The sequence below is a fragment of the Parasutterella muris genome (assembly GCF_943193095.1).
Taxonomy (GTDB): domain Bacteria; phylum Pseudomonadota; class Gammaproteobacteria; order Burkholderiales; family Burkholderiaceae_F; genus Parasutterella; species Parasutterella muris.
This window is the reverse complement of the sequence record NZ_CALPCV010000003.1, coordinates 129,957-143,915: the sequence shown is the minus strand read 5'-3', so window position 1 is coordinate 143,915 and position 13,959 is coordinate 129,957. Positions and strand designations below refer to the sequence as shown.

General features: G+C 46.0%; 11 protein-coding genes. 4 read left to right on the top strand and 7 right to left on the bottom strand.

What is annotated here, in order from left to right:
• Positions 1 to 72: 72 nt before the first annotated feature.
• On the bottom strand, positions 73 to 1,704 hold the full coding sequence (locus NFR90_RS02320; protein ID WP_251450298.1) for an AAA family ATPase: 1,632 nt from the start codon (positions 1,702 to 1,704) through the stop codon (positions 73 to 75).
• Positions 1,705 to 2,038: 334 nt separating this feature from the next.
• Between NFR90_RS02320 and NFR90_RS02315 the strand changes: the two genes are divergently transcribed.
• Positions 2,039 to 3,511, top strand: coding sequence for an FAD-dependent oxidoreductase (locus NFR90_RS02315; protein WP_251450296.1), 1,473 nt, complete (start codon positions 2,039 to 2,041; stop codon positions 3,509 to 3,511).
• Positions 3,512 to 3,573: 62 nt separating this feature from the next.
• Positions 3,574 to 4,605, top strand: a complete 1,032-nt coding sequence (locus tag NFR90_RS02310) for a LysR family transcriptional regulator (protein ID WP_251450293.1) — start codon at positions 3,574 to 3,576, stop codon at positions 4,603 to 4,605.
• A 3-nt stretch (positions 4,606 to 4,608) separates the two neighbouring features.
• Here the strand turns inward: NFR90_RS02310 and NFR90_RS02305 are convergent, their stop codons facing one another.
• On the bottom strand, positions 4,609 to 6,006 hold the full coding sequence (locus NFR90_RS02305) for an FAD-dependent oxidoreductase (RefSeq protein WP_251450291.1): 1,398 nt from the start codon (positions 6,004 to 6,006) through the stop codon (positions 4,609 to 4,611).
• Positions 6,007 to 6,358: 352 nt separating this feature from the next.
• On the opposite strand from NFR90_RS02305, the gene NFR90_RS02300 reads away from it, so the two are divergent.
• Complete coding sequence (locus tag NFR90_RS02300) at positions 6,359 to 6,805, top strand: hypothetical protein (protein WP_251450288.1); 447 nt, start codon at positions 6,359 to 6,361, stop codon at positions 6,803 to 6,805.
• Between the two features lie 11 nt (positions 6,806 to 6,816).
• On the opposite strand, the gene NFR90_RS02295 is transcribed toward NFR90_RS02300, so the two are convergent.
• The gene (locus NFR90_RS02295; RefSeq protein ID WP_251450285.1) at positions 6,817 to 7,269 is read right to left on the bottom strand and encodes a VIT domain-containing protein; all 453 of its coding nucleotides are present in this window, start codon (positions 7,267 to 7,269) and stop codon (positions 6,817 to 6,819) included.
• A complete protein-coding gene (locus tag NFR90_RS02290) occupies positions 7,262 to 7,678 on the bottom strand; it encodes a MerR family transcriptional regulator (RefSeq protein ID WP_251450282.1) in 417 nt (138 codons plus the stop codon). Before NFR90_RS02290 ends, NFR90_RS02295 begins: the two co-directional genes overlap by 8 nt.
• Positions 7,679 to 7,979: 301 nt before the next feature.
• On the opposite strand from NFR90_RS02290, the gene NFR90_RS02285 reads away from it, so the two are divergent.
• Complete coding sequence (locus tag NFR90_RS02285; RefSeq protein ID WP_251450280.1) at positions 7,980 to 9,872, top strand: flavocytochrome c; 1,893 nt, start codon at positions 7,980 to 7,982, stop codon at positions 9,870 to 9,872.
• 58 nt (positions 9,873 to 9,930) lie between these two features.
• On the opposite strand, the gene NFR90_RS02280 is transcribed toward NFR90_RS02285, so the two are convergent.
• Genes NFR90_RS02280 through NFR90_RS02265 form a run of 3 tightly spaced genes read right to left on the bottom strand, consistent with a single transcriptional unit; the run spans position 9,931 to position 13,824 of the window.
• Complete coding sequence (locus NFR90_RS02280) at positions 9,931 to 11,367, bottom strand: FAD-dependent oxidoreductase (RefSeq protein WP_251450277.1); 1,437 nt, start codon at positions 11,365 to 11,367, stop codon at positions 9,931 to 9,933.
• On the bottom strand, positions 11,361 to 11,984 hold the full coding sequence (locus NFR90_RS11600; RefSeq protein WP_277612786.1) for a response regulator transcription factor: 624 nt from the start codon (positions 11,982 to 11,984) through the stop codon (positions 11,361 to 11,363). The genes NFR90_RS02280 and NFR90_RS11600 overlap by 7 nt, the downstream gene beginning before the upstream one ends.
• On the bottom strand, positions 11,974 to 13,824 hold the full coding sequence (locus NFR90_RS02265) for a sensor histidine kinase (protein ID WP_251450274.1): 1,851 nt from the start codon (positions 13,822 to 13,824) through the stop codon (positions 11,974 to 11,976). Before NFR90_RS02265 ends, NFR90_RS11600 begins: the two co-directional genes overlap by 11 nt.
• Between the last annotated feature and the right edge of the window lie 135 nt (positions 13,825 to 13,959).

Below are 13,959 nucleotides of genomic sequence, written 5' to 3'. Positions count from 1 at the left end.
ATAAGCACATCAATAAACCTCACTCACCGTTCTCTCAACACCCTGTTAAGGACGTTGCAAACAATGGAAGTCCTAATCCTCTATCTCACGCCACTTAACAAATTGTCTTGACTTGATCGAATAAACAAGCACAACCCGCTTTAACTGCGAACTACGCTCTTGCTGCCCATAGCGCTTTGACATCATCTGCTCGGCTCCCTCCTGCAATTTCGCCTCTTCACCTTCACTCTCGCGAACGACCTTAAACTCAAACACCCAATGCCGATCTCCGGCTTTAACTTCAAGATCGCTTCTTCCATATGCGTTATGATGCTCTACCTTCGGCTCCAGCCCTGCTCCGGCAAAATATACCTGCACATAAGCCCTCACAGAGGATTCGTCACGAACCGGATAATTCCTATAGTCAATTGCCAAAAACAGGCGGTTAAGGATGTGAAACAGCGACTCCGCCGACTCTTCACTCAAAACCTTGACTATCGGACCGGCTCCTACCTGACCGGCCACTCTGCCTTGCAGCAGACGTTCTATATAAAGCTGCGCCATCGCCCGACGAACTTCAAGATTCGGATAGTCTAGAAAAACCGTATCTTCGTACTTAATTGATTTTATTGTCAAATACCCCGCTTGAGTTAAAAGTCCTATATCTGACAGCGTTTCAATATCCGAAGAACCGGACAAAGAGGATAAGGATATTGTTTTCTCGCGTCCATACTCTTCCGGATGTCTGAGCGCATGAGATTTCAAATACTCAACCAGAACAGATGGTTTACCTCCGCTTTCAAACCAATAATCTTTAAATCCTCTGGAAGGACGCGCTAAGAAATTCAGTAGTGACCAAGGCGCAAAAACTTTTTGTCGTGCGGTTTCCTCAAAGCAGAAACCATCGTAGCGCTCCACAAGTTTTTGCAAAAGTTCCTTCCTCTCCATCTGGAGGGCCTCACCGGCTCTGATGAGATAAGGAAAAAAATAGTCTTCAACCTCCTGATGGGTATAACCTAACAAGGTCCCAAATGCCGGGTCCAAAGACAAATCAGTCAAGTTGTTAAGCGCGGAAAAGATACTCGTTTTATTAAATTTGGTAATACCGGTAATAAAAACAAAACGCAGCGCCGCATCATTAGATTTTAAGAGAGCGTAAAACTCTGACAGAACACTCCTCACTGTCTCAAACAAACTTGTGTCATTTAGACATGAAGTCAGAGGATCATCATATTCATCAATCAACACAACCAACGAATTGGCCGGCTGTTTTTTCATCCATGCCGATAATTGGCTGAAGACCGATGTGCCTGACGGGTTATAACTGAAACCCACTGGAAAAAAGTTATCAATAACCCTGTCCCTAAGATCTTCTCTAAATTTTTCCAAACCAAGAGATGATTTTATTTCTGAGAAATCCAGTCTCACTACGTTATAGGTTTTCTCTTCTTTCCACAGTTTTTCAATCGCAAGGCCTTGGAAATCTCTCAGACCATATTTAAAGAGAGATTCAAATGTTGATATAAGCAGAGACTTACCAAACCTTCTGGGACGAGCTAAGAAGTACTTCCCCCGAACAGAAGCAAGGTCGTAAACCATTGCGGTTTTGTCCACGTATATTTCATCAGACAGCCTTAACGCTGTAAAGTCTGATGTCCCCAGAGGCAGCTTCTTCGACTTTTCAATCATCATTTGCTCTAACCCATTCACTGATGCTTTTTCCATTTTAATTGGATGTCTTTATTATGCCTGCTTTCTTATCCACCATAAAAAAGAGTCTGTTTCCGTCGCTGAAAACAAGCCCCTGTCCCTAAATACCCGAGGTTCTTTTTTGTAGACTGCAGAAGCGTTTCGTGAGTTTTTACGAAAAAAAGCGCCGAATAACCTATTTTCGAAAGCAGATTTATTCGAAATGAAGACGGAGTATTAAATCTTGTGATGCATTCTCAACTTTAAAAATCTTCAACTTTCCATTTTGGAAAGATGTATTTCCAAGTAGATATAGCTCAAATTAACCCTTACTAATATCCTGTGATTCTCAATCACTTTGGAGAATCACATGCTAAAGAGAAGAACCTTTTTGACCGTCGCTTCCATGACGGGCCTAATGCCGGCCGCTTTTGCCAAAAATGCGGATACGCAGTGGAACAAAACCGTAGATGTACTGGTTTTCGGAGGCGGAATGGCAGGCCTCACTGCCGCCATCTCTGCAAAACAAAACGGTGCTAAAAACGTACTCCTGCTCGAGAAAGCAGCATATCTGGGCGGCCACTCGGTCATGTCGGGTGCCGGTTACTACATCGGGGGCACTGACAAACAAAAAAATGCCGGCATTGATGATTCTTTGGAAATTAACTGGAAAGACGCTGTTGACCGCGGGGTTGCTGCTAATCGATTCATCAAGCGGGATACCGCCGTCGCCCGCACCGTCTATGAAAACGGCGTAGAAACAATGCGCTGGCTGGAAAGCCTCGGTGTCAAATTCACAGACCAGCCGGTACAGGGGATCGGAAACCGAAAACGCGTACATTACGTAGCGCCCGGATATAAACGCGGATCTCCTGAGCTGATCAAAGCTCTGAACCAGGCAGCGCTTAAAGCCGGAGTAGTCATTCAAATAAACAGCAAACTCGTCTCTTTAATTACTGAAAGCAAAGAGCTCGGCGCTCCCGTTATCGGTGCTGTCGTTGAGGAAAAAGGCAAGACATTCAATATCCGTGCGACAGGCGGTGTCATCCTTGCGACAGGCGGCTTTGCCAACGGACCGGAAATGGTGAAAAGATACCATCCCTACCTGGAAGGTGTCCCCTCTCTAGGATCAAAGATGAATGTAGGAGACGGTATCCGAGCGGCTACCGACATCGGTGCTCAGATGATTGTTGAAACCAACGGATTCGGAATGAATATGCTCTTCGTCGGTACGCACAAGGGACAGTCAATGGGACTGCCTCTGACAGAAGCGCCGATTATTGTTGTCAATAAAGAAGGACAGCGTTTTCAGGACGAAAGCAGAGGTTATCTTGCATGCACCCACAAGATGGTGGAAAAAGGCTACAAGGTCGGCTATTGGATTTTTGACGCGAAAACCTTTGAAAAATATCGCAACGGCTGCTTAAAACCGTTATTTGAAACTGAAGTCGTTCACGAATATCCGACACTCGAAACGCTTGCTAAAGGCGAGAAAATTAATGTCGACGGACTTCTTCAAACGGTTAAGGATTACAACGAAGACGTTGCGAAAGGCAAAGACAGACACTTTGGCCGTACCAAACTGCTTCAGACTCTTGATAAAGGTCCGTTCTACGCGTTTGAAGCCGAACCGAGGATTTATACCTCCTACTCCGGTTTGGAGATCAATACCAAAGGTCAAGTTCTGGATACACGATCAAAACCGATTCCTGGGCTCTATGCCGCCGGAGATGTGTGCGGACATCTCGGTTATCAGGCAAACTTAGGAGGCGGAGGCATCAGCGGCTTATCTTGTGCGGCCGTTTACGGCAAAATTACAGGTAAAGAAGCCGCAGTGAGATAGCTGCTGTTTTATAAACTTAATCGGACGTGACCGCGTGGCACCTGCCATGCGGTCAAACGCATATGAATGAAACTTTTGATAATTTGAAACCTTGGCGGATTTTGGAAGCGATATACCGACGGAAATCCATAACTCTGGCGAGTGTTGAGCTGGACATTTCTTTATCAAACGCTTCCAAATTGATCGGAAAATTAGAAAAGAGCTTGGGTATTCAGCTTCTTAAACGTAAATCCCGCCCGATTGAACTGACGGAATATGCGATTAAACTGATCCCTCTTATTAGGGACATGATATTGGTCGCTGACCGCCTTGAATCCGTCGCAAAGCAATTAAAGGTGGGAAGATCAACTCAGACAATTGTCTTCAGTTTATCCACCACTTCTATAGCACCTCATGTTTTGAGATTTATCAACGAATTCAAGGCCGAATATCCCGGTATTGAAGTTGAGCTCCGCACCGGGCTGTCGCATCTGGACATAAAAGACGGAAAAGCAGATGTCGTGCAGATGTCTTATAAACCTGATTATGCCGAACTAACAAAACTGCCCTGCGGACGCTGCTTTAATTTTATGGTCGCATCTCCTGTCTACCTAGAGAAGTACGGTGTGCCAAAAACGATCGATGAACTCGTTCGCCACAAATTAATATTTAGAAGAAAGGACTTCTACCCGGAATGTCATGCCCTGATCAACAGGGACAAAGTATTTGATCTTGACAGAATGGAATTGTTTACCGTTGACGCTAACGGCAAAAAGCATATTGAAAGAAAATTTTCTGTCGACGAGTCTGCCGGATTTAAAAAAATCTACAGCAGTGATTATTCTTCTTTTGCCTCTGTCATGACGGCAGAAGGTATTTCAGTTGATTTGCCTGCAAGTTTTATTCAGGACAAATTATCTGAAGGTACTCTCGTGCCTGTCCTGCCCGGCTGGCATCGAGAGCCCTGGAGAAAATTCATTATTTTTCCCGCAAAAACGCCGGAGGATTCCGCTGTCTCGATTTTTGCTCATTGGTATCAGAAACGGGAGCTTGAGGATTCCGAAAAAAGGTGGAAAACTGTGTTCCGTAAGTTCGGAATCCCCATTACCGACTAGGTTTTAACGAAGTTTTTCTTCAGCCAACACGTTCTCCGCAGCTTTTTTCCCGTAATACACATTGATGTGTGTCGGGCCTGTACCGAACAATCCGTCATCGGCAACTTCACCGACCGCATATAAGCCGGGAATCGGTTTGCCATTGGTGCCGACTACGCGGAGATTTTTGTCGACCTGAACGCCGCCCAATGTAACCTGAACTCCCGGAGTCGTTTTTACCGCATAGAAGGGACCCGTGGAAAAGTCTAAAGACAGATTGTGCTTACGTCCGAAATCTTCGTCTTTGCCGTTTTTCACGAAACCCGCGTAGCGTTCAACGGTCGCGACCAAATTCTTTTCCGGCACGCCCATTTTCTTCGCCAATTCTGGGATTGTAGGCGCCTCGAGGAAAAAGCCCTTTGCTTTAAAGCCCTGAAGACGTTTTGATTTCTGCATCGCCTTATCGTCAATCACGATATATGCGTAACCGCCTGGCTGAGCCAGCATCCATTTTGACAGCTGTGTGTAATCCGGGAAGTAGTCATTGCAGAAGCGTTTGCCTTCGGCATTAACCATGATGCCGCCTTCGGCCCGCGCTGCGGATAAGCTGTAATGCTGACCGTTGGAGGAATGCACTGACGGATTTAAACGAAGCACATCCATGTGTGTAAATTTAGCATTGAGCGGCTCTAGCAAACCAACAGCGTCTCCGGTGGAACCTACCGCTGACGTAGAGGGCAGCCCCGCCCATTCCGGTGCGAATTTCTTAAGAACTTCCTGACCGGATGAGTATCCGCCGGTAGCAACGATTACGTAGTTTGTTTTAAGAAGCTTTTCTCCGTCTTTACCTTCAGTCATCACGCCGGTAATTTTGCCGTCCTTGGTGACTAATTTGGTAGCCTTAGTGGAAAGCATCGGCACGACACCGCTTTCGTCGAGTTTCTTCTTCATCGCGAGGACCAGTGCATTGCCAAGACTTCTTCCGTCTGCCGTACCCATTTGATAGGAGCTCATCGGACGGGTAATGTTCGCGCCAATTTTGTTCACCCAGTCGAGCGCTTCCTGAGAGGATTCGGAGAACTCTTTGAGTCGGTCCATGTCGTACGGATAGTTCTGTTTCTTTTTACTTTCCAAATACTTTTCGATCGACTGACCTTTACCAGCCGCCTGCTGCTCCTTTGTATTAATGACAGTAAAGTAGGTAGCGGCAAGGTTCGTCGCACCGCCGACAAACGGCATTTTTTCGATTAGACAAACCTTCTGTTTTCCTGCCTCTTTCAGAGCGATAGCGGAACTGATACCGGCACCGCCGGCGCCGATGATGACAACATCGCACTCTTGAGCCGGAGCTGCAAAAGCCATAGACGGGCCGATAACTAAAGTGCAGGATACTGCGGCGATTTTAGTTGTTAAATTTGACACTTTTAACTCCTTGGTAAAAAACATCCTCAGTGTCGCAATAAATAGTTATGTCCGCTAGCATCCGACGGAAATATAACTTTCCATTTTGAAAACAGACGGGTATATAAAAGAATTAAATTCCAGTGCAGTAAGACCAGCTTCTAGAATTTTCAGGTTATAGCTGACTTTAACTATCGCATGAGCGTGCAAGAATGAAGCAGACTTTATCAGGGAATATTCATCAGGCTCGGGAACTGTCAATAAAAGATTAAAAGCTGGTTGGCCTATTGAAAAAGCACTCTTTACTCCCTTATTACGTAACAGAAAATCAATTGTCAGTTCAAACTGTTATCAATCAAAACGGAGTTAATCAATGATTGCTAATTTTCAACTCGACACAAAAGCGGCTGCCCGTGCAGACAGCCAGACACCCAACATCCGTAAATCCGGCGCCTTCGCTGAACAGATCACGGCAGCCCGCACTTACCTCACCCGCAGCGGCGCTCAGATGCTTGAGGTCATTTTCGTTGCCCACGAAGGCAGAGCGAATATTAATCTTTGTCTTTTCAAAAAGGACGGATCGGAAAATTTCGGGCGTGACATGTTCATGTCCATGCTGACATGCCATCGCCTCAAAAATGTTAACGCCGTCAAGAGCACGGTCAAAGACCGCAGCGGAAACGATCAGGAGGCCTATTTATTCCCCGATCTTGCGGGGCGTGAAATCGGTTTCCTTCTTCAATATGCACCTGAGGAGTATCAAGCCAACGACAGAACAATCCGAGTTGCTGATCGTGTCAATCTGGTTACGTCGTTCTGAGGAATATCCTGTCAATTCGATGCGTAGCGATCGTCAATCACAGTCGGAATCGTTAAACGAATACGACCGTCGCAGCACTCTAAAAGGCGGAAATACTCAAGCTCAACACTTGCGCTCTCTCCGGGCTTAATGTTCCCGAGCGAAACCGTGCAGAAATCTTTTTCTGTAATCTCAAGCAGAATCGGTGTATCGCCGGATTCGATCCCGTCCTCATAGCGCTCCTTCGATTCCTCTTTGGCGTAAACCTTGGCTTCACGAGTGATTCCGTTGATCGTGACACGGAATTTAGAGATGACGCTCTTTCCGTAGGGAAGCGGGAAACTGTAGACAATTTCTACAGGATTACTGCTATCATTACGATAATGCTGAATCGATGTATAAGTCATCAGGGGGCCGGAAATCTCAGCCTTCCAAACAACATTTTGAAGCGGTGAATTAATTTTTCCTTCGGGTCTTCTAAGCATTTTTCTCACCATTTGTCTTTAAGTTTTTAACGATTTCGACGATTTCTGAGGCCAGAGCTCTCAGTTCCTCTCCCTGAATTCGAGCTGCACTGTGATCTACAACAAGCGTCAGACCGGAGCCGACGCAGATATGCGAACACACGGAAATCCTTCCTACATCCGGGTTAACTTCGACTTCATCCGCTGCTGCCTTGATTTCTTTCAGCGGAACGTGCTTTTCACTTAGGCGCTTGATCCGCAAAAGTTCTTCAAGATGTTCAGTTGTGTAATAAGCGCCGCGCTTTTCGCCTTCGGGCCCCTTTAGCAAACCTTTCTGAACGTAAAAACGGATTGTTCGCCTGGTTAATCCGGTCAGTCGAACCAAGTCTTCAATACTGAATTTGGTTTCCACTTCGAACGAGTCAGACATAAACTCTCCTTGAAAACTGAGTTTATTGTACATCATTTTATGACACTTAAGTGTCATAAAATGATTTCAATGATTTTTTTGAGAAGAATGGTGTAAAGACTGGTCGTATCGCAATACAGGAAAATCAGCGCAGCAACAGGCGCGATAATTGATTCATCTCCACTGTTCTAATATGTCCTCAACGGAATGTAAAAGCTGCTCTTCTTTATGCTCTAGAACCTAAGTGCTAGAACCAAGATGCAATATATAAAAATTCATCTCCTTCCTAAAATATATTCATTGTTATTCCAAGGAGGAACACATGAAAACATTTACCGCACTATCTGTTGCATGCGCACTTGCACTCAGCTATACAGCCGTTAACGCAAAAGACGGCACATATACCGCGAGTGAAGTTGGCAGAAATGGTGAAATCAAGGTTCAGGTTCAAATCAAAGACAACAAGATCGCTGATGTCAAGATTCTTGATTGGTCTGAAACACATCCTGTCGCAGACCAGACAAAAACAGAGCTGCTGCCCAACATCGTTAAGAACCAGTCCTATAACGTTGCCAATATTTCCGGCGCCACACTCTCAAGCTTTGCAATCAAAGCTGCCGTTAGAGACTGCTTAAAGCAGGCAGGATTAGACGTTAAAGAATTTGGCAAAGCAGCTGCAAAAGCGCCTCAGAGCAGCGAGACAAAAGTTGAAAATGCTGATGTCGTGATTGTCGGAGCGGGCGGCGCAGGCTTGTCTGCAGCCGTCACAGCTGCAATGGCTGGAAAGAAAGTTGTCCTTCTTGAGAAAAACGGTTTTGCGGGCGGAAACACTTCTGTCTCCGGCGGCTGTTTTAACGTCGCCAACGTTAATCAGGACAACATCAAAATGACCGAAGGTCAAAAGAAGATTGTGGAAGGCATCTTAGCCGAAAAGCCCCTCAATCCTCTTCATCAGGAACTGATCAACAAACTTAAAAAACAGTGGAATGAATACACGGCCTCCGGCTCGAACAAACTCTTCGACTCTCCTGAACTGCATGCGCTCCAGACATGGAAGTCGGGCGACAGAAAAGCTAATCTTGAGCTTGTCTACACCCTGACTCAGAATGTCAAGCCCATGATGAAGGAACTTGAAGGCATCGGCTTTGAATGGAGACCTAATGCAAACCAGTTCGTGGGCGCACTTTGGCCGCGCTCTAACAGAGCTGCCAACTTTAAGTCCGGTGTTGGCTATGTAGACACATTCCTTCAGTACATCAAAGACAAGAACCTCCCTGTTCAGCTCCTTCTCAGTACAAAAGCTAACGATCTGATCATCAAAGACGGCCGCGTTGCAGGCGTTATGGCTCAGGCTAAGAACGGCACTAAGTACGTTTTAAATGCTGCTGACGGTGTCATCTTAACGACAGGCGGTTTCGGCGCCAATGTGAAGATGCGAAATGAATACGATGAACTCTGGGGCAAGAAACTCGGCGAAACCACACCGACTACCAACCTGCCTTCAGCCACAGGCGACGGTATTAGTCTGGCCAAAAAAGCCGGCGCCGGCTTAACTCAAATGGGCTGGATCCAGCTGTTCCCGGCCGGCGACCCGACTACCGGCGCCACAAGCTTCAAACTTGGAGAAAACTCCTGTATCTATGTCAACAAGAACGGCAAACGCTATGTCAACGAGTCTGAAAGACGTGACGTTCTTGCAAAAGCCAATCTTGCTCAGGAAGGCGGTGTTTTCTATGTGATTTCCTCTGCAAAGAGAGCCCTTGTCGACAAGGACGGCCGCAATGCATACGGAGTTAAAGTCGCTGACATTCTTAAATCCGGCAAATCCTATAAAGCGGACACACTTGAAGAACTTGCTCAAAAGGCCGGCATCAATGGCAAGAATTTAGTCGAAACCGTCAAGCGCTGGAACGAATTCTGCAAGAAAGGAACCGGTGACGAAATGGGCCGTCCGACTTGCATGGATGACCACAGACTCGATGAAGGCGGACCTTACTACGCAACTCTTATGACTCCGTCCGTTCACCATACGATGGGCGGCGTCACAATCAACAAAAAAGCTCAGGTCCTGAATGAAGCCGGAAATGTCATCCCCGGACTCTATGCTGCCGGCGAAGTTACGGGCGGAATCCACGGAACCAACCGAGTCGGCTGCAATGCGGTACCGGACGCACTGGTATTCGGCAGAATCGCAGCACTTAACTTCGTTAAGTAAAACATCCGGCTAACCCGATCCGCCTCAAGGAGTTTATCTTCTTGAGGCGGTTTCTGTTTTATATGCGCTCTGCCGCGCTTTTTCCTGCAGTGCGGCCAAATACAATGGCTTCCGCAAGACCGTTACCGCCCAGACGATTCCTGCCGTGAACGCCTCCGGTGACGGCTCCTGCCGCATAGAGGCCGATTATGGGCTTTCCTGCTTTATCTAAGCATCTGGCTTTTTCATCAATTCTTAGCCCGCCCTCTGTGTAATGGATCGTCATACTGGCAAAACAAGCCCAAAACGGCGGTTCTTTCAGGCAAAGCGTAAAGGGAGTTATTTTCTTACCCAGAGAATCCTGTTTCTTTAAAACTCCGTCGTTATAGCTTTGAATCGTGCTTACCAAATTTGAGGGCGGAACGCCTATTTTGACGGCTAATTCTTCAATTGATGAAGCGTTCCAAGCCTCTCCGGCTTCTCTGGCTATAACCGCTTCTTTTTGAACCAGTATTCCGCTTTTGCGGAAACCCTGACCATCGATAATCGAAAAGGCATATCGCTCAGGAAGACTAAGAACGGCATCTCGAAGATCATCTCTAGAAGCATCTTCATTGATAAAGCGTTTCCCTTCATGATTGACCAATACGAAGTTTGAGACGTCGTTGTGGAAGCGGACTCGATGCTTCTTTCCCGGGGGACAGCCAGGAAGACACTGGATGAATTCCATATCTACCAGATCAGCGCCGATTTTATTAGCTGCCATCATTGCTTCTCCGGTGCTGTATGGAGTGTTGTTGGTTGTGAGTTTTGCAAGCTTCGGTGCGAATCTCTCTACGAGCTGAGAGTTAGCAGCAAAACTGCCGGAAGCCAAAACAACCCCCTTTCTGCAGAAATAAAATTTTCTTCCATTATCCGTTGAAGCCGCCACTCCTGTTATACGGCCGCTCTCTACAATAATTTCATCAACAGAACATCTTGTCTTTATTTCCACACCCCGATCAAGAGCGGCTGAAGAAAGTGTTCGAATATATCCCTGACCAAGCGGAAGGACCGGTATGTGACTTCGCGGCCAATGAGCTCCATACAGCTCAAAAACTCTAGGCTGGAAATGCATCCCTAAACTCTCAAGCCACTGAAGAGAGTTTTCGGCATTCTTTACCAAGTGCTCAACAAGTTTCTTATCAGCAATTGAACCGCCGTACTCGTATGTCTGCTCAAAAAACAGTTCCTCACTGTCATTGATGCCCAACGGCTCTTGCAGTTTTCTATCAACAGAACTATAAAAGCCCCCTGATATCAGCGTATTTCCTCCGATATCCGGTGCCTTCTCAAGGACCAGAACACTGGCTCCGGTGTTAGCCGCTTCGACTGCGGCACTTAATCCAGCGGCTCCGGCACCAACAACAATAACGTCATAAGAACTCCTGCCGGCATCTAATATTTTCTTTAAGTCAAAGGCGTACGCCATGGACGGCAATGCAGCAAGAGAGCCTAGGATATTTCTTCTCAGCATGAGTACGACAGTTCCTTAAGAAAATTATGAGCCTCAATCGCTGTTCTTATGCCAAGTTTTCTAAGCGCATTGGCCCGATGAATCTTTACGGTATGCTCAGCGATTCCTAATTCCATAGCGATCTGCTTATTCATTTTGTCTTGCGCGACGAGCTCAAAAATCTGCTTTTCTCGCTCAGTCAATTCTTGATAACGCTCTTTTTTCTGTTCTCGGTACTGGCTTAGACGACGATCATCAATATTCTTCTGAATCAGTTTTTTGACAATTTCCTGAAGGATCTCCGGCTTGACTGGTTTCTGGAGGAAGTCACAAGCGCCACCTTTCAAAGCAAAAACTGCAGCCTCAACAGTTCCGTGCCCTGTTAAAAAAACAATTGGAAGATCAAACCCGCGTCGCTTCATCTCATCCATCATTTCCAACCCATCCATTCCGTCCATACGCAGATCCGCAACGATGCATCCCGGTCGTTCTAAATCTGCGCGGCTGAGGAAATCTTCCGCACTTGAATAGGAAACGCTGTCAATTCCGGCAATTTTCAGAATAAATTCTTCAGATTTTCTAATCGTTTCTTCGTCGTCAACAATACGAACCAACGGCTGATTGTCTTTAGTTTCCATTTTGCTTACCTTCATTTAACTGCGGCAGGAGAATTGAAGCAATCAGTCCTCCGGGCGACCTTCTTTCAAACATTATTTTTCCGCCATGATTTTCGGCAATCACCTTACAGATAGAAAGCCCCATGCCTAAACCATTCTCTTTTCTGCTGCGAATAGGCTGAGAGAGTTTTTCGAATTCATCGTCAGAGACAAATTTTCCATTGTCTAAAACCGACATTTTCCAAAAGACACCCTGCCTGCCAATTTGGATTTCAACTCTCGCTCCGTTCTTATCGTTGAGTGCCGCTATTGAATTCTTCAGAAAATTAACCAGCACCAATTCAATCTCTAGGGAATCTGCCAGTGCGTACGCATCTTCTTCAGCCTTAATCCTGAAGTCAATTTTAGAAGCCCCTCTCGTTTTAACGACGTGATTAAGCGCTGTTTCTGCGACTTCATTCAATTTCACCGGCGACAGCAGCCTTTTTTCTTTCCTCGCGTAACGTCTCACTCGATTTATGATCTGAGAAAGTCTTTCTGCCTGAGCGGACATTTCCTCTAATGCTTCAGATACGGTCGAATCCTCTTTCTCCTTATTTTGAGAAAAGTACATTTTCAGGCCTTCTGAATAGTTAATCAGAGACGCTATAGGCTGATGAGCTTCATGTGCAAACATTGCCGAGAGCTCCTGCACAATGCCTGCCTTTTCCAATTGAAACAATCTCTCCTGAACATTTCTTGCTTCTTCCTGAGCCCTCTCTTTCTTCTCTAGCGCAACCTGAAGCGCTTTCGTTCTCCTCCTTACTAATTTATTCACCGCATATATGTAGAACAGTGCAAGAAGCAAAAGAGCAAGGAATCCGTAAAAGACATATCGGTATTCATAAAGCAGCGCTGTCGGCGTCAAATGTCGGAGATATTCATACGGACCAAGCCTTAGAGTTCTGTAGAGTTCGTGAACCGTACTGAAGTCGCTCGCAAATCCCCACGTTCCGTCGCCAACTTTCGGCATTGTAAGAAGCGAGACGGAGAACGCCTTCACTAAGGCAGACGGCGCTTTTGGAAGAGAAGCAAAAACGACATCCGGATAAAGATTAGTCGAAACCCGGCACTTCAATTCCGAAGTCGTCTTTTCACCAATGACTTCAAAATCATCTTGTTTAATGGTCCCTTCATCGATCAGATGCTCAAGCTCACAGGCCTTTAATACACCAACATCGGTCGATCCGTTTAATAAAAAAGTCAGAACATCGGGAAGCCCATAGCCGGTAAAGACTGCATTCCTGATAATTCTTTCAATATCCAGCCCCTGTTTTCTCAGCTCCCCGATTGCGATGATCCAGCCTTCAAAAGAGTTGGAATCTGTTGCGGATATTCTTGCATGCGTGAGGTCTGCCAGTTTTTTATAGCGCTCATCTCCGGCCCGCTTCACAAAGACAGAACCAACCGACTTTCCCGGATCTGCAGCGAGCTCTCTGTGAAAAGTCGCCAACTGAGCCGCCCCGGCAGACTCAGACACAAAAGCAAAAAATCCGCTAGGCGCGATAAAAAAATCCAATTCTTTTGCTTCAATAGCCTTTTGAAGTTCTGAAAACGACAGCTCTCGGCTTTCGATTTTCAAATTAGGGTTATCTTTTCTGAGGTGTTCAATAGAATCACCAAAGCTCCAAACGAAGAACCACGGATCAATGGTATTGAGAATACCGACTTTTATTACAGTTTCTTGGTTCTTGGCATTAGCAGGTACACAAAGCAGCTGAAAAAACGTGAACAAAAAAGCCAGCACAAAAGCGCACACCGTCTTTAGCAGCGTCAAACGACGGCTTTTAAAGTGCTTCGTTCTTTCAAACGCGGTTTCCATTGAGATTTAGTAGATTTTCTGAGGTCAGTCTTATTCTATAAAATTTCAAACTCATTAAAACAATCGGTTGGACACCAGAACAATTAATATCTTCTGCGAAGCGATTATGAGATTTTTCGAGAGAGAAGTCAGGGC